The sequence below is a fragment of the Streptomyces sp. NPDC060002 genome (assembly GCF_042737245.1).
Taxonomy (GTDB): domain Bacteria; phylum Actinomycetota; class Actinomycetes; order Streptomycetales; family Streptomycetaceae; genus Streptomyces.
In genome coordinates, this window is sequence record NZ_JBHWUW010000022.1 from 78,532 (window position 1) to 96,404 (window position 17,873).

The 17,873-nt window shown below is 70.6% G+C and carries 13 protein-coding genes and 3 pseudogenes; 15 read left to right on the plus strand and 1 reads right to left on the minus strand.

The window, feature by feature from the left end:
- Positions 1–298 precede the first annotated feature (298 nt).
- From ACFWBD_RS20740 to ACFWBD_RS20780, 9 genes are all read left to right on the plus strand, one after another.
- Positions 299–1,573: a metallophosphoesterase gene (locus ACFWBD_RS20740; protein WP_385668500.1), complete on the plus strand. Its 1,275-nt coding sequence runs from the start codon at positions 299–301 to the stop codon at positions 1,571–1,573.
- A gap of 297 nt (positions 1,574–1,870) precedes the next feature.
- Positions 1,871–3,265, plus strand: coding sequence for a nitrate/nitrite transporter (locus ACFWBD_RS20745; RefSeq protein ID WP_385668503.1), 1,395 nt, complete (start codon positions 1,871–1,873; stop codon positions 3,263–3,265).
- A gap of 99 nt (positions 3,266–3,364) precedes the next feature.
- Positions 3,365–4,540 (plus strand): uroporphyrinogen-III synthase, encoded by a 1,176-nt coding sequence (locus ACFWBD_RS20750; protein ID WP_385668506.1) that lies wholly within the window; start codon positions 3,365–3,367, stop codon positions 4,538–4,540.
- 182 nt (positions 4,541–4,722) lie between these two features.
- Complete coding sequence (locus ACFWBD_RS20755) at positions 4,723–5,298, plus strand: ABATE domain-containing protein (RefSeq protein ID WP_385668509.1); 576 nt, start codon at positions 4,723–4,725, stop codon at positions 5,296–5,298.
- Between the two features lie 335 nt (positions 5,299–5,633).
- Positions 5,634–6,155 (plus strand): sigma-70 family RNA polymerase sigma factor, encoded by a 522-nt coding sequence (locus ACFWBD_RS20760; RefSeq protein WP_010039908.1) that lies wholly within the window; start codon positions 5,634–5,636, stop codon positions 6,153–6,155.
- 50 nt (positions 6,156–6,205) lie between these two features.
- Complete coding sequence (locus ACFWBD_RS20765; RefSeq protein WP_385668617.1) at positions 6,206–6,988, plus strand: anti-sigma factor family protein; 783 nt, start codon at positions 6,206–6,208, stop codon at positions 6,986–6,988.
- A 64-nt stretch (positions 6,989–7,052) separates the two neighbouring features.
- A complete protein-coding gene (locus ACFWBD_RS20770) occupies positions 7,053–9,419 on the plus strand; it encodes a HelD family protein (protein ID WP_385668512.1) in 2,367 nt (788 codons plus the stop codon).
- Positions 9,420–9,771: 352 nt separating this feature from the next.
- On the plus strand, positions 9,772–11,190 hold the full coding sequence (locus ACFWBD_RS20775) for an NAD-dependent malic enzyme (RefSeq protein ID WP_385668515.1): 1,419 nt from the start codon (positions 9,772–9,774) through the stop codon (positions 11,188–11,190).
- A 293-nt stretch (positions 11,191–11,483) separates the two neighbouring features.
- Positions 11,484–11,765, plus strand: coding sequence for an HU family DNA-binding protein (locus ACFWBD_RS20780; RefSeq protein ID WP_004000874.1), 282 nt, complete (start codon positions 11,484–11,486; stop codon positions 11,763–11,765).
- Between the two features lie 153 nt (positions 11,766–11,918).
- On the opposite strand, the gene murA is transcribed toward ACFWBD_RS20780, so the two are convergent.
- Complete coding sequence (gene murA, locus ACFWBD_RS20785; protein ID WP_385668518.1) at positions 11,919–13,265, minus strand: UDP-N-acetylglucosamine 1-carboxyvinyltransferase; 1,347 nt, start codon at positions 13,263–13,265, stop codon at positions 11,919–11,921.
- Between the two features lie 278 nt (positions 13,266–13,543).
- Between murA and ACFWBD_RS20790 the strand changes: the two genes are divergently transcribed.
- The 6 genes and pseudogenes from ACFWBD_RS20790 (at position 13,544) to ACFWBD_RS20815 (ending at position 17,847) form a co-directional block, all read left to right on the plus strand.
- Positions 13,544–14,116, plus strand: coding sequence for a YqgE/AlgH family protein (locus tag ACFWBD_RS20790; protein ID WP_385668521.1), 573 nt, complete (start codon positions 13,544–13,546; stop codon positions 14,114–14,116).
- Positions 14,117–14,158: 42 nt separating this feature from the next.
- Entirely contained in the window at positions 14,159–14,458 is a 300-nt protein-coding gene (locus ACFWBD_RS20795) for a DUF3039 domain-containing protein (protein ID WP_385668524.1), read from the plus strand.
- 224 nt (positions 14,459–14,682) lie between these two features.
- Positions 14,683–15,110 (plus strand): annotated as a pseudogene (locus tag ACFWBD_RS20800) (ABC transporter substrate-binding protein); the annotation flags it as partial.
- Between the two features lie 44 nt (positions 15,111–15,154).
- Positions 15,155–15,352, plus strand: a pseudogene (locus ACFWBD_RS20805) (sugar ABC transporter permease); the annotation flags it as partial.
- Positions 15,353–15,383: 31 nt separating this feature from the next.
- Positions 15,384–16,220 (plus strand): annotated as a pseudogene (locus tag ACFWBD_RS20810) (carbohydrate ABC transporter permease).
- A 1-nt stretch (position 16,221) separates the two neighbouring features.
- Positions 16,222–17,847 carry a beta-N-acetylhexosaminidase gene (locus tag ACFWBD_RS20815; RefSeq protein WP_385668530.1) on the plus strand — a complete coding sequence of 542 codons (1,626 nt, stop codon included), beginning with the start codon at positions 16,222–16,224 and terminating at the stop codon, positions 17,845–17,847.
- The last annotated feature ends 26 nt before the right edge of the window (positions 17,848–17,873 follow it).

Sequence of the window (17,873 nt, forward strand, 5' to 3'; positions counted from 1 at the left end):
CGGGGCGGAGCCCAGGGTTTCGGGATGGAGGAACGTGAGCAGGATGCGCCGGACCATCGTTGTGGCCATGACGGGAGTGCTGACCGCGGCGCTCTCGGTCGGGACGGCCCTCGCGGGGACCGCGTCCGACGGCGGAGGGCCGAAGCCGCCGGGGGCGAGCTCTCCGCCAGGGACCCCGCCCTACGGCGAAGGCCCGAAGCCGCCGGGGCCGACCCCTCCGCCACCAGGGACCGGTAACCCCAACGGTGAGGCATGGGCATGGACCCAGCTGACCAGCCGGGGTGCCCAGGTCCGCTATGTGACCACCGACACCTCCGGCACGTGCCCCTCCGTGCGGTACACCATGGGCACCGTGAGGACCGCCTACCGGATGCGGCTGCTGAGCCGTCCCGCGCTGCCGCAGTTCCCCACCACGGTGTGCGAGTTGGTCGTGCCCCTCGGGGCCTATGACGCGGTGCTCGCGCAGTCGACGGTCGCCGCGGCCGTGGTGCACCCCGCGAACCGTCAGCTTCCCCTGCCGAACTGGACCGCGAACACCCGTCCCGGCACCATCGCCGTCATCGGCGACTCGGGGTGCCGCGTCACGACGGCGGGTCCCGATCAGGACTGCGCCAACCACCAGACCGGCTGGCCGTTCCCGCAGATCGCGAACAGCGCGGCCAAGGTGACACAACCGGACCTCGTGATCCATGTCGGCCACTACCTCTACCGTGACGACCCGGCTCAGGCCAACGACAAGGCGGCGAATCCGGGCTGCACGACCTCGGCGGACAGATTCACCTGGGCCTGTGTGGTCGCCGACTTCTTCAGGCCGGCGGAGAAGCTGCTGGCCATGGCGCCGGTCGTGTTGACGCGGGGCAACCACGAGGACTGCCGCACCCCACCCGCGACGGGCGGCGCGGGGGCCGCGTGGTTCCGCTACCTCGCCGACGAACTCAGACCCAACGGATCGTGCTCGTTCTACCCCGATCCGGTGGAGATCAGGGCAGGTGTCCTGCACCTTCTCAACGTGGACTCCTCGTTCGCCGACCCGGCCGACAGCGGAAGCCTCGCGCAGCAGGCGATCTACACCCGGCAGTTCGAAACCGTGAACCAGGTCGCGGCGCAGCAGACCGGCCACGACTACTTCGTCGTCACCCACAAGCCCGTGTGGATGGTGAGATCGGTCGGCCCACCGCTGGAGACGTTCACCCCGGTCCTCGAAAGGGCCGTCGCCGGGACGACCCTGGGGCGGCTGGCGGACAACATCCGCATGGTGGTCTCCGGCCATGCGCACCTCTACCAGATGATCGATTTCAACACCACGCGGCCACCGCAGGTGACGGTGGGCTTCTCCGGGGGAGCCCCTCTGGAGCAGGGGCCGAACGACGCCGGCGTCATCGGGAAGACAGTCGGGACGCCGCTGCAGCCCGTGAATCACTCCGTCACCCAGGGAGGGGTCTTCGGGTACGCGGCCCTGAGCCGCAACGCCGGGACCTGGGACCTCACCGCTCACGACCCGGCCGGTGCGGTCCGCGGTCAGACCTGCACGTTGAGCGGGAGCACCGCCAACAAGGAGTTCGTCTGCCACTGAAGGGCCCCGCGGGCCTCGACGGATGCGCCCCCACCCCCGGTCCGGCGGGGGGTGGGGGCGCTTCGGGTACGCGTACGCGGCCGTCCCGCGCGCCGCCTCACGCAACAGCACCCCCGTCCCGGCCCGTACGCTCAGGCTCGGGCCACAACCTCTCACCGGCCCTGCGCGCAAGGTGAGAGCAACGTTCCTTTCCGGTCACCCACAGCCACAGCGTGGAAACGCGCCCTCCCTACCTTCGGGACTCATCACCGCTCATCCCCCCGAATCACCCGAGTCCCGGAGCACCGTGGAGGCGTCATGACAGCCCCGAGTACAGCCCCCGCATCCCCGCCCCCCACGAAGAAGGGGAGCCACTGGATCGAGGAGTGGGACCCGGAGAACGAGGCCTTCTGGAACGAGAAGGGCGAGAAGATCGCCCGCCGTAACCTCCTCTTCTCCGTCCTCTCCGAGCACATCGGGTTCTCGATCTGGACGATGTGGTCCGTGCTGGTGCTCTTCATGGGCCCGGAGTACGGCCTCACCCCGGCCGACAAGTTCCTGCTGACGTCGATGGTGACGCTGGTCGGTGCGGTCGTGCGGGTGCCCTACACCTTCGCTGTCGCGATCTTCGGCGGCCGGAACTGGACGATCATCTCGGCCGGCCTGCTGCTGATCCCCACGATCGCCGCGTTCACGGTGATGGAGCCGGGGACCTCCTTCAACACGTTCCTCCTGGTCGGCCTGATCGCGGGCATCGGCGGCGGCAACTTCGCCTCCTCGATGACCAACATCAACGCCTTCTTCCCCCTCCGCAAGAAGGGGTGGGCGCTCGGGCTCAACGCGGGCGGCGGCAACATCGGCGTGCCGGTCATCCAGCTGATCGCCCTCGCCGTCATCGGCGCGAACGGCGGGCCGCGCGTGCTGCTGGGGATCTACATCCCGTTCATCGTCGCCGCCGCCACCCTCGCCGCGCTGTACATGGACAACCTGGCCTCCGTGAAGAACGACACGGGCGCCGCGATCGACTCCGCGAAGGACGCCCACACCTGGATCATGTCCTTCCTCTACGTCGGCACCTTCGGGTCGTTCATCGGCTACAGCTTCGCCTTCGGGCAGGTCCTGACGAACCAGTTCGGCCGGACGCCTCTCCAGGCGGCCTACCTCACCTTCATCGGCCCGCTGCTCGGCTCCCTCATCCGTCCCGTCGGCGGCTGGCTCGCCGACCGCTACGGCGGTGCCCGCATCACCCTGTACAACTACGTCGGCATGGCCGCCGCGACCGCCGTCCTGGTCTTCGCCAGCATGCAGAAGTCGCTGCCGCTCTTCGTCTCCGTCTTCGTGGTGCTGTTCGTGCTCAGCGGCCTCGGCAACGGGTCGACGTACAAGATGATCCCCGGCATCTTCCAGACGAAGGCCGTCGCCAAGGGGCTGGCGGGCGAGGAGGCGGCCGCCTACGGCCGGCGTCTCTCCGGTGCCTCCATGGGACTGATCGGCGCGGTCGGCGCGCTCGGCGGTGTCGGGATCAACCTGGCCTTCCGTCAGTCCTTCCTCTCCTACGGTTCCGGAACCGGCGCCTTCGTCGCCTTCCTCGCCTTCTACGCGGCGTGCTTCGGGGTCACCTGGGCCGTATACCTTCGCCGCCCGTCCGGCAGGATCACTGCTGGAAGCACCGCTTCCGAGGCGAAGCAGCAGCTCAGCTACGCCGAGGTGTGACGTAACACCGGCGACACGTGGCCGAACCGAGCCTGTCACGCACCGTTGACAGGCTCGTCGGCATGTAGGTGCAAACGCGACTCGAGCGGGACGAGAGTGATGTACGAGCAACAGCAGCGATCCGACGCCGGTCCCCAGGGTGTTGTCGAACACGGGCCCCTCGCGGGCTTCACCGTGGGCGTGACGGCCGCGCGCCGGGCCGAGGAACTCAGCGTGCTGCTCCAGCGGCGGGGTGCGGCGGTGCTGCACGCGCCCGCACTGCGGATCGTGCCGCTCGCCGACGACGGTGAGCTGCTCGCCGCCACGAAGGAACTCATCGAGCAGGTGCCGGACGTCGTGGTCGCCACCACGGCCATCGGTTTCCGCGGCTGGATCGAGGCCGCCGACGGCTGGGGGCTCGGCGAGCAGCTGCTCGAGCGGCTCGGCGGCGTCGAGCTGCTGGCCCGCGGCCCCAAGGTCAAGGGCGCCGTACGGGCCGCCGGGCTGAAGGAGGACTGGTCGCCGTCCAGCGAGTCCATGGCCGAGGTGCTCGACCGGCTCCTGGAGGAGGGCGTCGACGGGCGCCGGGTCGCCGTCCAGCTGCACGGTGAGCCGCTGCCGGGGTTCGTGGAGTCGCTGCGGGTCGCGGGCGCGGAGGTCGTGGGGGTGCCCGTCTACCGGTGGATGCCGCCGGAGGACGTCTCGCCGCTCGACCGGCTCCTCGACGCCGCCGTCTCACGCGGACTGGACGCGATCACCTTCACCAGCGCGCCCGCCGCCGCGTCCCTGCTGTCGCGCGCGGAGCAGCGCGGGCTGCTGCCCGAGCTGCTCGCCGCCCTCTCCCACGATGTGCTGCCCGCCTGCGTAGGGCCGGTCACCGCGCTGCCGCTCCAGTCGCGGGGCGTGGACACCGTCCAGCCGGAGCGGTTCCGGCTCGGGCCGCTCGTGCAGTTGCTGTGCCAGGAGCTGCCGTCGCGGGCCCGGGCGCTGCCGGTCGCCGGGTACCGGGTGGAGATCCGGGGGCACGCGGTGCTGGTGGACGGGTGTCTGAAGCCGGTGCCTCCGGCGGGGATGTCGTTGCTGCGGGCGCTGTCCCGGCGGCCGGGATGGGTCGTGCCGCGCTCCGATCTGCTGCGGGCGTTGCCGGGCGCGGGGCGCGACGAGCACGCTGTCGAGACGGCGATGGCCCGGCTGCGGACGGCCCTCGGGGCGCCGAAGTTGATCCAGACGGTGGTGAAGCGGGGGTACCGGCTGGCGCTGGACCCGGCCGCGGACGCGAAGTACTCGGACGAGTAGGCGGGTTCCGCCCCGTCGTCCCTACCCGTCCCGTCCCCGGGGGCTGCCGCCCCCGGACCCCCGCTTCGGCCTGGACGGCCTCGCCCTCAAGCGCCGGGCGGGCTGGTTATTGGCACCCTGCGCTGGCACTGTGAAGGGACGGTTTCCTCGAGCAGTGCCTCTCGGCAGGCGGTGACGCGCGCATGGACGAGCTCCGGTTCGACGCCGGGCGGATCTGTCTCGACCTGCTCGCGACCGCGCATCCCCTTGAACGGCTCGACGCCGTCGGGCCGTTGTGCGCGTGGATCCGCGGTTGCGGACTCGTCCCGCCGGACACCCCGCTCGCTCACGCCGACGCCTCCTGGCCGCCCGCCTTCCGCGAACTGCGGCGGAACACCGGACAATTGGTGCACGGGTGGCTCGCCCGCAACGAGGCCGGGTCGTACGACCTCGCCCTGACCCGGGTCAACGACGCCGCCCGGGCCGTGCCCCCGGCCCCCCGTGCCGTGCGGGGCGAAGACGGTGGGCTCGTGCGCGAGTTGGCCGGGCCGCCGGCGTGTGCCGCGCTGCTGGCCGCCGTGGCCCGGGACGCGGTGGAGCTGCTCACCGACTCCGTCGCGCGGGCGGGGCTGCGGCAGTGCGCGGGGGACAACTGCCCGATCGTGTATGTCGACATGTCCCGGGGGCGACGGCGGCGCTGGTGTTCCAGTGAGGTCTGCGGGAACCGGGAGCGGGTGGCGCGGCACCGCCGGCGGGCGGCGCTCGCCTCCCGGTCGTAACTCCCCTGCCTGGTATGCGGCTTTCGTAGAGGTGTCACCGAGTGATTGTCGAAGTGATTTCGATTACACGCCGTTTACCTGCCCCGCTCGCCGGGCAGTCGGCCCGATCTTGTCGATGTGGCGAAAGTGTAAAGAAAAAGCGGTGGGAATGTGCCGTCATGTCCCTGCTCGTCATGACACTCCGAAGAAAAGTGTCTCCCCGGTTTGAACGCTCAACACCCCGCTTCCGTACCCGTCGTCGAGCGACCGACTGGGGGAACCCCCGGACACCGGAGGTGGGCGTGCGCAAGGATGCGGCCGTGGCCAATGAACGTGGATCGAGGGCCCGACATCGCATGTCCCAGCCCTCGGAACCTGACGAGGAGCTGATGCGTGCTCTGTATCGGGAGCATGCCGGACCCCTGCTTGCGTATGTCCTGCGCCTGGTTGCCGGAGACCGGCAGCGCGCCGAGGACGTCGTGCAGGAGACGCTCATCCGTGCCTGGAAGAACGCCGGTCAGCTCAATCGTGCGACCGGATCTGTACGCCCCTGGCTGGTGACGGTCGCACGCCGCATCGTCATCGACGGCCACCGCAGCCGGCAGGCCCGGCCGCAGGAGGTCGACCCGTCGCCGCTGGAGGTCATTCCTGCGGAGGACGAGATCGACAAGGCGCTGTGGCTGATGACGCTGTCCGACGCGCTCGACGACCTGACCCCGGCCCACCGGGAGGTGCTCGTCGAGACGTACTTCAAGGGGCGTACCGTCAACGAGGCGGCCGAGACGCTGGGTATACCCAGCGGCACCGTGCGCTCACGGGTCTTCTATGCCCTGCGGTCGATGAAGCTGGCTCTGGAGGAGCGGGGGGTGACGGCGTGATGAGCGTTTACGGGGGATTCGGAGCAGGTGGTTCGGGTATGTCTGGACCCATGCAGGGATCTACGGGATCTCCGAGCCCGAGCGAACACGAGACCGTCGGCGCCTACGCCCTCGGGATTCTCGACGACGCCGAAGCAACCGCTTTCGAGACGCATCTCGCCGGCTGCGAGTGGTGCGCCCAGCAGCTCGACGAGCTCGCCGGCATGGAACCCATGCTGGCCGCCCTCGCGGACCTGCCGGGCACCGGCACCCCCGCGATCGGCGAGTCCCTGTCCGCCCGCCCCAGCCCGCGGCTCGCGGAACGGCTGGTCGACGAGGTGTCCGAGCGCCGCGCGGTCAAGCGCCGCCGCTCCTTCTTCCTGGTGGCGGCCGCGGCCGCGCTGATCATCGGCGGCCCGCTCACCGTGCTGGCGGCGACCGGCGGCGACAGCGGGACCAAGGGGACCGAGGCGAGCTCCACCAAGTCCGCCAACTCCGCCAAGACCACCTTCGCGACGCTCACCGACCGGGTCTCCGCGACCGACTCCGCGAGCAAGGTCTCCGCGACCGTCGCCATGGGCGAGAAGGCGTGGGGCACGGAGATCGGCGTCGAGCTGAAGAACGTGACGGGCCCGGAGAAGTGCTCGCTCATCGCCGTCGGAAAGAACGGCGAGCGCGAGACGGTCTCCTCCTGGTCGGTCCCTGAGTGGGGCTACGGCATCGCGAACGCCAAGACCGAGCAGGCCAAGAACCCGCTCTACGTCGTGGGCGGCGCCGCCTTCAAGACCAATGAGATCGACCACTTCGAGGTCATGACCTTCGATGGCAAGAAGCTCGTCCAGATCGACGCGTAACTTCCTACAGCGGGTCCCCTTCGCGTACGGTTGACGGCTGCCCAGCACGTCAGAAGGGGGCCCGGTGGCCGTTCAGGCACAGCAGGAAACCGCGGTCGGATCGGTTCGGCATTCCGCGCCGGATTCGGTGCGGGACCGAGAGATCGGCATCGAACAGGAACACCTCGACCGGGTGTACCGGCGTCTCGAGGAGAAAATCCACGAGGCGGAGTTCCTCATGCACGACGCGGCCAAGCGCGGGCAGGTCGGCACGCCCGGCGCCCTCGCCGAGCGGGACGCCCAGGTGTTCCGCGCGGGCGTCCACCTCAACCGTCTCAACAACGAGTTCGAGGACTTCCTGTTCGGGCGGATCGACCTGCTCGCCGGGAAGGACGGCAAGAAGGGCCCGGACGGCGCCTACACCGCCGTGGAGCCCGCCGAGGGGGCCGTCCGCCCCGACAACACCGCGGACATCGCCGAAACGCTCCACATCGGCCGTATCGGCGTCCTCGACTCCGACTACTCCCCGCTGGTCATCGACTGGCGGGCGCCGGCCGCGGCGCCCTTCTACCGGTCCACCCCGGTCGATCCGGGGCGCGTCGTACGGCGCCGGGTGATCCGCTCGAAGGGGCGTCGCGTCCTCGGCGTCGAGGACGACCTGATGCGTCCCGAGCTCACGGCGGTCCTGGACGGCGACGAACTGCCCGTCATCGGCGACGGCGCCCTCATGGCCGCCCTCGGACAGGCCCGCAGCCACACCATGCGCGACATCGTCGCCTCCATCCAGGCCGAGCAGGACCTGGTCATCCGCGCCCCCGCCGCCTCCGTGACCTACGTCGAGGGCGGGCCGGGCACCGGAAAGACCGCCGTCGCGCTGCACCGGGCCGCCTATCTGCTCTACCAGGACCGGCGCCGGTACGCGGGCGGCATCCTGATCGTCTCGCCCACGCCGCTGCTGGTGGCGTACACCGAGGGCGTGCTGCCCTCGCTCGGCGAGGAGGGCCAGGTCGCCATCCGCGCCATCGGCTCCCTCGTCGACGGCGCCGAGGCCACCCTGTACGACTCCCCGGCGGTGGCCCGGGCCAAGGGGTCGCACCGGATGCTGAAGGTGCTGCGGAAGGCGGCGCGCGGCGCGCTGGAGAACGGCGGCCGGGCCGCGGCGCAGCTGACCCTCGGCGAGCCCGACGAGGTCCCCGCGCCCTCGGCGACCCCCACCCGGCTGCGGGTCGTCGCCTTCGGCCGCCGGCTGGAGCTGGAGTTCGCCGACCTGGACCGCGTCCGGCAGAGCGCCCTCAGCGGCACCGCCCCGGTGAACCTCCTGCGCCCCCGCGCCCGCAAGCTGCTGCTGGACGCCCTGTGGGAGCGCTCCGGCGCGGCCGGCCGGCACAGCGACCCCGAGCTCGCCGCCGAGCTGCGCTCCTCCTTCGACGAGGACGTGACCACCGAGGACTCGTTCATCGCGTTCCTCGACGCCTGGTGGCCCGAGCTGACCCCGGAGGCGGTCCTCACGGCCATGGCCGACGAACGGCGGCTCGGCCGCTGGGCCCGGCGCATCCTCAACCCGGGCGAGGTGCGCAAGGTCGCCCGGGCCCTCAAGCGGGACGGCCGCTCGGTGCACGACATCGCCATGCTCGACGAGCTCCAGGCGATCCTCGGCGCCCCGCTCCGCCCGCGGAAGCGGCGCGAGTACGACCCGCTGGACCAGCTCACCGGTCTGGAGGAGCTGATGCCGGTGCGCGAGGAGACGCAGCGCGAGCGCGCCGAGCGGCTCGCCCAGGAGCGCACCGAGTACGCGCACGTCATCGTGGACGAGGCGCAGGACCTCACCCCGATGCAGTGGCGCATGGTCGGCCGCCGCGGCCGGCACGCCACCTGGACGGTCGTCGGCGACCCGGCCCAGTCCTCCTGGTCCGACCCCGACGAGGCCGCCGAGGCCCGTGACGAGGCCCTCGGCACCCGCCCGCGCCGCCGCTTCGAGCTGACCGTGAACTACCGCAACCCGGCCGAGATCGCCGAGCTGGCCGCGAAGGTGCTGGCCCTGGCCATGCCCGGCGCCGAATCCCCGTCGGCGGTCAGGTCGACGGGGGTCGTGCCCCGCTTCGAGGCCGCCACCGGCACCCTGGGCGCCACCGTGCGCGCGGAGGCCGGGCGGCTTCTGGAGCGGGTCGACGGCACCGTCGGCGTCGTGGTGGCCATGAACCGCCGCGAGGAGGCGAGACGCTGGCTCGCCGGGCTCGGCGACCGGGTGGTGGCCCTCGGCAGCCTCGAGGCCAAGGGCCTGGAGTACGACGCCACGGTCGTCGTCTCACCGGCGGAGATCGCGGACGAGAGCCCGGCCGGCCTGCGGGTGCTGTACGTGGCCCTCACCCGGGCCACGCAGCAGCTCACGGTCGTCTCCGGGGACCGTGACGAGCCGGACGCGAACGGGGTCCCGGACCTTCTGAGGGACTGAACAGCTGACGGTTTCCTGTGAAGTCCCCGGACGGGAATGGTCTTCGGGCATCCGTTTGTTAGCCTGGTCGTGACACCGGCTCGATCCAAGCCCCCGGGCCCAACCTTCGTCGCTACGAGCGACCACTTGCCGCGAGGCGAGCATGGCGGGTCGGTGTCATGAACACGAGAGAGGCCCACGTCACCTGTGATGTGGGCCTCTCTCGTTGCCTTCTCCCGGGTGCATCCCGGTGCCCTCGGCGACTTGATTGAGAACAAAACGATCGCAATCCGGGGCGGCTTTCACGTACTCGTGGGTAGGTGCGACGATCGGACGGCAAACCCGCGACCCAGCAGTGCAGAGGAAGTCGGCCATGGCAACGGCGCCCAGCGTCTCCTACTCGATCACGGTCCGTCTGGAGGTGCCCGCGAGCGGAACGGCGGTCTCCCAGATCACCACGGCCGTGGAGTCCCACGGAGGCTCGGTGACCGGCCTCGACGTCACCGCGTCCGGCCACGAGAAGCTCCGCATCGACGTCACCATCGCCGCCACCTCCACCGCCCACGCCGACGAGATCGTGGTGCAGCTGCGCGGCATCGAGGGCGTCACCCTCGGCAAGGTCTCCGACCGTACGTTCCTGATGCACCTCGGCGGCAAGATCGAGATGGCGTCCAAGCACCCCATCCGCAACCGTGACGACCTCTCGATGATCTACACGCCGGGCGTGGCCCGTGTCTGCATGGCGATCGCCGAGAACCCCGAGGACGCCCGTCGCCTCACCATCAAGCGCAACTCCGTTGCGGTCGTGACGGACGGCTCGGCCGTGCTGGGCCTCGGCAACATCGGCCCGAAGGCCGCGCTGCCGGTGATGGAGGGCAAGGCGGCCCTCTTCAAGCGGTTCGCCGGCATCGACGCCTGGCCGCTGTGCCTGGACACCCAGGACACCGACGCGATCGTCGAGATCGTCAAGGCCATCGCCCCCGGCTTCGCCGGCATCAACCTCGAGGACATCTCGGCCCCCCGCTGCTTCGAGATCGAGGCCCGGCTGCGCGAGGCCCTCGACATCCCCGTGTTCCACGACGACCAGCACGGCACCGCCATCGTCGTCCTCGCCTCCCTCACGAACGCCCTGCGTGTCGTGAACAAGGGCATAGGGGACGTGCGCGTCGTCATGTCCGGCGCCGGCGCGGCCGGCACCGCCATCCTCAAGCTGCTGCTCGCGGCCGGCGTGAAGAACGCGGTCGTCGCCGACATCCACGGGGTCGTGCACGCGGACCGCGCGGACCTGGTCGACGCGGCCCCGGACTCGGCCCTGCGCTGGATCGCCGACAACACCAACCCCGAGGGCCTCACCGGCACCCTGAAGGAGGCCGTGCGCGGCGCGGACGTCTTCATCGGCGTCTCCGCCCCGAACGTCCTCGACGGCGACGACGTGGCCGCCATGGCCGACGGCTCGATCGTGTTCGCGCTCGCGAATCCGGACCCCGAGGTCGACCCGGCGATCGCCCGCCAGACGGCCGCCGTCGTCGCCACCGGCCGCTCCGACTTCCCCAACCAGATCAACAACGTGCTGGTCTTCCCGGGCGTCTTCCGCGGCCTGCTGGACGCGCAGTCCCGCACCGTCAACACCGAGATGATGCTCGCGGCCGCGAAGGCCCTCGCGGAGGTCGTGAGCGACGACGAGCTCAACCCGAACTACATCATCCCGAGCGTCTTCAACGACAAGGTCGCCGGCGCGGTGGCGGGTGCGGTGCGGGAGGCCGCGAAGGCGGCGGGAGCGTCGGCCTCGTAGGCTCGGGGCACCGGGTGCGGGGGTTGTGAGGCTCGCCACGGCGGCCCCCGTCACGGCGCGTCGCGGAACCTCGCGCCGCGGACGGCCCTCTAGGGTTGCGCCCGACCCAACCGCCCATCGTGTGACTCCCAAGGGTTGTCATACGACTCCGTGCGGGTGCCGGATTGGCTTTCGCGCCGCTGGTAGGGGCAGGATGCGTCTCTGGGCGCGTGCACAACGACTTTCGCTGTGCCCAACATGCGGCTCCGCCGCGTGGCACGCCGCAACGGCAAGAAGAACACGGGAGTAACAACATGAACCGCAGTGAGCTGGTGGCCGCGCTGGCCGACCGCGCCGAGGTGACCCGCAAGGACGCCGACGCAGTGCTGGCCGCGTTCGCCGAGGTCGTCGGCGACATCGTCTCCAAGGGCGACGAGAAGGTCACGATCCCCGGCTTCCTGACCTTCGAGCGCACCCACCGTGCCGCTCGCACCGCCCGCAACCCGCAGACCGGCGACCCGATCCAGATCCCGGCCGGCTACAGCGTCAAGGTCTCCGCGGGCTCGAAGCTCAAGGAAGCGGCAAAGGGCAAGTGACCTTGCCGTCTACGCCTCACCGGACGGTGCACGGCGCGTAGGCAACGTGATGGGGCGGCACCCGGTTTTCCGGGTGCCGCCCCATCGTTGTGCGCTGACAGACGGCCTCGAGCGCCGGCCGGGCCGGTTTCCGCCGGCCCGGCCCGACGCGTGCTAGCCCAGTGCCTTCCCCGGCAGCTCGACCTTCGCGCCGAGCTCCATGAGTTTCTCCATGAAGTTCTCGTAGCCGCGGTTGATGAGGTCGATGCCGTGGACCCGGGAGGTGCCCTGGGCCGCGAGGGCGGCGATCAGGTACGAGAAGCCGCCGCGGAGGTCGGGGATGACCAGGTCGGCGCCCTGGAGCTTCGTGGGGCCGGACACGACCGCCGAGTGCAGGAAGTTGCGCTGCCCGAAGCGGCAGTTCGAGCCGCCCAGGCACTCGCGGTACAGCTGGATGTGGGCGCCCATCTGGTTGAGCGCGGAGGTGAAGCCCAGGCGGGACTCGTAGACCGTCTCGTGGATGATCGACAGGCCCGTGGCCTGTGTCAGGGCGACGACCAGCGGCTGCTGCCAGTCCGTCTGGAAACCGGGGTGGACGTCCGTCTCCAGCGCGATGGACTTCAGCTGGCCGCCCGGGTGCCAGAAGCGGATGCCCTCGTCGTCGATCTCGAAGGCGCCGCCCACCTTGCGGTAGGTGTTCAGGAACGTCATCATCGAGCGCTGCTGGGCGCCACGGACGTAGATGTTGCCCTCGGTCGCCAGCGCCGCGGACGCCCAGGAGGCGGCCTCCAGACGGTCCGACAGGGCGGCGTGGTTGTAGCCGCCGAGCTTGTCGACGCCGGTGATGCGGATCGTGCGGTCGGTGTCCATCGCGATGATGGCGCCCATCTTCTGGAGCACGCAGATGAGATCCTCGATCTCCGGCTCCACCGCCGCGTTCGCGAGCTCGGTGACGCCCTCCGCCAGGACGGCCGTCAGCAGCACCTGCTCGGTCGCGCCGACCGACGGGTACGGCAGCACGATCTTCGTGCCGCGCAGCCGCTGCGGGGCCTCCAGGTACTGGCCGTCCTCCCGCTTCTCGATCTTCGCGCCGAACTGCCGCAGCACGTCGAAGTGGAAGTCGATGGGCCGGCCGCCGATGTCGCAGCCGCCCAGGCCCGGGATGAACGCGTGGCCGAGGCGGTGCAGGAGCGGGCCGCAGAACAGGATCGGGATCCGGCTCGAGCCCGCGTGGGCGTCGATGTCGGCGACGTTGGCGCTCTCCACGTAGGTCGGGTCGAGCACCAGCTCGCCCGGCTCCTCGCCCGGCCGGACCGTCACACCGTGCAGCTGGAGCAGGCCGCGTACGACCCGCACGTCACGGATGTCCGGAACATTGCGCAGCCGGCTCGGCTCACTGCCCAGCAGGGCGGCGACCATGGCCTTGGGTACGAGGTTCTTCGCACCGCGGACACGGATCTCGCCCTCGAGCGGGGTGCCGCCGTGGACAAGCAGTACGTCGTCAGAGCCGTTGACGGTCATGTATCTCGCGTTCCATGGATGGTGGATTGGGGCAGGGGCCGTTGGTGTCGGGGGCAGGGCCAGATGAGACAGGGTAATCGCCGCCGCCCCCTGTCCCGTAAGCCCAGGGACCGCCCAGGTAGGTCATAGCTGTGTCACAACACGAACCGTTTCCCACCGGGCACATGGGGTCACCACCGGCCGCCCGGCGGGCCTGTGCGCCCGGCCCGCGCCCGTGCGCGACCCGTGTGCCCGCATTGCCTCCCCACTTCGCGGGAAGATGCGGGATCATGTCTGGCATGACCGAGGTGTCCTCGCTCACAGGGCGGCTGCTCGTGGCAACGCCCGCCCTGGCGGACCCGAACTTCGACCGTGCGGTGGTGCTCCTTCTCGACCACGACGAGGAGGGCTCCCTCGGCGTCGTCCTCAACCGGCCCACGCCGGTGGGCGTGAGCGACATCCTGGAGGGCTGGGCGGATCTCACCGGTGAACCCGGCGTCGTCTTCCAGGGCGGCCCGGTGTCCCTCGACTCGGCCCTCGGGATCGCCGTCATCCCGGGCGGCGCGGCCGTCGACGGCACCCCGCTCGGCTGGCGCCGGGTGCACGGCGCGATCGGCCTCGTCGACCTGGAGGCCCCGCCGGAGCTCCTGGCCTCGGCCCTCGGCTCCCTCAGGATCTTCGCCGGATACGCCGGCTGGGGTCCGGGCCAGCTGGAGGACGAGCTGGGCGAGGGCGCCTGGTACGTCGTGGAGTCCGAGCCCGGCGACGTCTCCTCGCCGGCCCCCGAGAGACTCTGGCGCGAGGTGCTGCGCCGCCAGCGCAGCGAGCTCGCGATGGTGGCGACGTATCCGGACGACGCCTCGCTCAACTGACGGGTGTGAGCTTCGGGACCCGGCTTCAGTACCCTTGGCGCCATGAGCACTCTTGAGCCTGAGACCCAGCCCCAGCGAGGCACTGGGACGGGAACCCTCGTAGAGCCGACGCCGCAGGTGTCGCACGGCGACGGGGACCACGAGCGCTACGCCCACTACGTCCAGAAGGACAAGATCATGGCGAGCGCCCTCGACGGGACGCCCGTCGTGGCGCTGTGCGGCAAGGTCTGGGTGCCCGGCCGCGACCCGAAGAAGTACCCCGTCTGCCCCATGTGCAAGGAGATCTTCGAGTCGATGGCCGGTGGCGGCGACGGCAAGGACAAGGGCGGCGACAAGAAGTAGCCGTAGGGGCTTTCCGAGGCCCCCGGGGCGCGCTGCGACGCGTCCCGGGGGCCTTCGCGCATTTCGAGACCTTTCGGCCGCCTTTGTCGTCGCACGGGGTGCGTCCGATGGTCACGCAGTGGTCGAGACCTCTTGTCGGCGTGTTCCTGTAGTCCCTAGCCTCCGATGTGTTGTGCAGAGCGAAACAGTCATTGCGTATGTTGCAACGCTCGGAGGATCGCGCCATGAAGCTCCCCACCCGACCGGCCGCGCTCGCGGCCGCCGCCCCGGTCGTCACCGCCTGCGCCCCCAGGCAGCCGACAACTCCTCTTCCGGCACGGACGACAAGACGGGCACTCTGCGCGTCCGGCTCTTCCGGGAAGTCGGCAACAAGCCCAAGGAGCAGGTCGTCGACTCGGCCGTCGCCGCCTTCGAGAAGGCCCACAAGGGCGCGAAGGCCGACGTCGAGTACATCCCGATCGACACCCGCGCCCAGCGCGTCAAGGCGGCGTTCAACGACGCCGGGTCCGCACCCGACGTCATGGAGTACGGCAACACCGACACGGCCGGCCACGTCCACGACGGCGGACTCCTGGACGTCACCGAGGACTTCGGCGACTGGAGCGAGGCCAAGGCGGCCGACCCCACCGCCGAGCAGTCCGTCACCGACGACAACGGTCCCGACGACAACTGCGCGGGCACGGGCGGCAACGACACTTCAAGGTCTTCACCCAGATCTACCTGATGACGAACGGGAGCGGCATCGCCGGGCAGAACCTCGTCCTGAACGTCTACGCCTACCGACAGGCCTTCGCGTCCTCGCGGTACGGCCTCGGCTCGGCGATGGGCGTCGTGATGCTGCTGATCCTGCTCGCCGTGACGCTGGTGTACCTGCGGCTGCCGCGCCGGCAGGGGAGGAGCTGTGAAGGGAAGAGGCGGGAGTTCCGTGCGGGGCCTGGTGGCCCGTCCGTGGCGGCATCGCCGTCGAGGCCTGCGCGCTGCTGGTCGCGGTGGTCGTCGCCTTCCCGCTCTACTGGATGGCGCTGGGCGCCTTCGAACCGGCCGGGGAGTTCCGCTCGAGCGAACCACGGCCGTGGTTCGCTCGCGCCCTCTCCGGATTCTTTCCGGCGCGTCTTCGGGCAGCAGGAATTCGGCCGCTACTTCCTCAACAGCCTTGTCCTGGCAGGCGCGGTGGTGATCGCCTCCGGGGCGATCGCGTTTCTCGCCGCGACCGCCATGACCCGATTCCGGTTCCGCTTCCGGACCACCCTGCTGATCATGTTCCTCGGCTCGGACGGCGTCCGTGGAGGCGCTCACGATCCCCTTGTTCTTCCGCATGCGGGACTTCGGCCAGTTGAACACCCTGGGGTCCCTGATCCTGCCTCACATCGCCTTCTCGCTGCCCTTCGCGATGTGGATGCCGAGAGGGTTCGTGAAAGCGGTTCCGGAGGCGCTGGAGGAGGCCGCGTACCTCGACGGGGCGAGCCGCGCACGCTTTCTGTGGCAGATCCTTTTCCCGCTCGTCCTGCCGGGTCTGGTGGCCACGAGCGTGTTTTCCTTCGTCTGCGCCTGGAGCGACTTCCTGTTCGCCGAGTCCTTCGTCATCAGCGACACCTCGCAGTCGACCCTGCCGATGGCCCTGCTGGTCTTCTGCAAGCCGGACCACCCCGACCGGGGCGGTGTGATGGCGGGCTCCAAGGTCATGACGATCCCGGTTCTGGTGTTCCTCGTACTCGTACAGCGACGGCTGGTCTCCGGGCCGGGCGGAGCGGCAAAGGACTGACATGACTTCACTGATCCCGGTGCCGCGCCGCGTCGTCGCCGGCTCCGGCGAGGTACGGCTCACGGTGCGCTCCCGGCTCTACGCCGGCACCGCGACAGAGGGCGTCGGCCGGTGGCTGCGTGCCGTGCTCTGGCAGGCGACCGGCCTGCCGCTCCGCGAGGGGCGCGAGCTCGACGACACCGACGGCGATGGCATCGGGCTCCAACTGGACCCCGGGCTCGGCCCCGAGGAGTACCGCCTCGTCAGCGACAGGACCGGCGTCCTCATCGAGGGCGGCAGCGCGGCCGGGGTCTTCCGGGGCGCCCAGACCCTGCGGCAGCTCCTCGGTCCCGACGCGTACCGCAGGGCCCCGCTCGGTCGCGACCGCCCCTGGGTCGTGCCGCACGTCACGATCGAGGACGCCCCCCGCTTCCGCTGGCGCGGCCTGATGCTCGACGTCGCCCGGCACTTCATGCCCAAGGACGGCGTCCTGCGCTACCTGGACCTGATGGCGGCGCACAAACTCAACGTCTTCCACTTCCATCTGACGGACGACCAGGGCTGGCGGATCGAGATCGAGAGGTACCCCCGGCTGACCGAGGTCGGTTCCTGGCGGGCGCGCACGAAATTCGGCCACCGGGCCTCACCGCTGTGGGAGGAGAAGCCGCACGGTGGCTTCTACACGCGCGACGACATCCGGGAGATCGTCGCCCACGCCGCCGAGCGGCATATCACCGTGGTCCCCGAAATCGACGTCCCCGGCCACTCGCAGGCCGCGATCGCCGCGTATCCGGAACTCGGCAACACCGACGTCGTCGACACGACCGCCCTCTCCGTGTGGGACACCTGGGGGATCAATCCCAACGTACTCGCCCCCACCGACAACACCCTGCGCTTCTACGAGGGGGTCTTCGAGGAACTGCTGGAGCTGTTCCCCTCGGAGTTCGTTCACGTGGGGGGCGACGAATGCCCCAAGGACCAGTGGCGGCGGTCGCCGGCCGCACAGGCCCGCATCAGGGAACTCGGACTCGCCGACGAGGACGAGCTCCAGTCCTGGTTCGTCCGGCACTTCGACGAGTGGCTCTCCGCGCGCGGGCGCCGGCTCATCGGCTGGGACGAGATCCTGGAGGGCGGGCTCGCGGACGGGGCGGCCGTGTCGTCCTGGCGCGGCTACGCGGGCGGGATCGCCGCCGCGCGGGCCGGGCACGACGTCGTGATGTGCCCCGAGCAGCAGGTGTACCTGGACCACCGGCAGGACGGCGGCGCGGACGAGCCCGTGCCGATCGGGTTCGTGCGCACCCTGGAGGACGTCTACCGGTTCGACCCCGTTCCCGCGGAGCTGACATCCGAGGAGGCGGAGCATGTGCTCGGCACGCAGGCCAACCTGTGGACGGAGGCGATGGAGGACCACGCGCGCGTGGACTACCAGGCCTTCCCCCGGCTCGCGGCCTTCGCCGAGGTCGCGTGGAGCGCCCTGCCCGCCCCGGAGGAACGGGACTTCGCCGACTTCGAGCGACGGATGGAGGCCCACTACGAGCGGCTGGACGCGCTGGGCGTCGGCTACCGCCCGCCCACCGGCCCCAGGCCGTGGCAGCGGCGGCCGGGCGTCCCGGGGCGTCCGATCGGCGGCCCGCCCCCGAACCGGTGATACCGCGCGTCCTGGACCAACCCCGC

What these genes read in the sequence shown, in the direction of transcription:
- ACFWBD_RS20755 (WP_385668509.1), top strand. Translation starts at nt 4,723, where the DNA reads ATGGACGAGCTCCGGTTCGACGCCGGGCGGATCTGTCTCGACCTGCTC.
- ACFWBD_RS20795 (WP_385668524.1), top strand. Translation starts at nt 14,159, where the DNA reads ATGAGCACTCTTGAGCCTGAGACCCAGCCCCAGCGAGGCACTGGGACG.
- ACFWBD_RS20775 (WP_385668515.1), top strand. Translation starts at nt 9,772, where the DNA reads ATGGCAACGGCGCCCAGCGTCTCCTACTCGATCACGGTCCGTCTGGAG.
- ACFWBD_RS20745 (WP_385668503.1), top strand. Translation starts at nt 1,871, where the DNA reads ATGACAGCCCCGAGTACAGCCCCCGCATCCCCGCCCCCCACGAAGAAG.
- ACFWBD_RS20760 (WP_010039908.1), top strand. Translation starts at nt 5,634, where the DNA reads ATGTCCCAGCCCTCGGAACCTGACGAGGAGCTGATGCGTGCTCTGTAT.
- ACFWBD_RS20815 (WP_385668530.1), top strand. Translation starts at nt 16,222, where the DNA reads ATGACTTCACTGATCCCGGTGCCGCGCCGCGTCGTCGCCGGCTCCGGC.
- ACFWBD_RS20750 (WP_385668506.1), top strand. Translation starts at nt 3,365, where the DNA reads ATGTACGAGCAACAGCAGCGATCCGACGCCGGTCCCCAGGGTGTTGTC.
- ACFWBD_RS20765 (WP_385668617.1), top strand. Translation starts at nt 6,206, where the DNA reads ATGCAGGGATCTACGGGATCTCCGAGCCCGAGCGAACACGAGACCGTC.
- ACFWBD_RS20780 (WP_004000874.1), top strand. Translation starts at nt 11,484, where the DNA reads ATGAACCGCAGTGAGCTGGTGGCCGCGCTGGCCGACCGCGCCGAGGTG.
- murA (WP_385668518.1), bottom strand. Translation starts at nt 13,265, where the DNA reads ATGACCGTCAACGGCTCTGACGACGTACTGCTTGTCCACGGCGGCACC.
- ACFWBD_RS20790 (WP_385668521.1), top strand. Translation starts at nt 13,544, where the DNA reads ATGACCGAGGTGTCCTCGCTCACAGGGCGGCTGCTCGTGGCAACGCCC.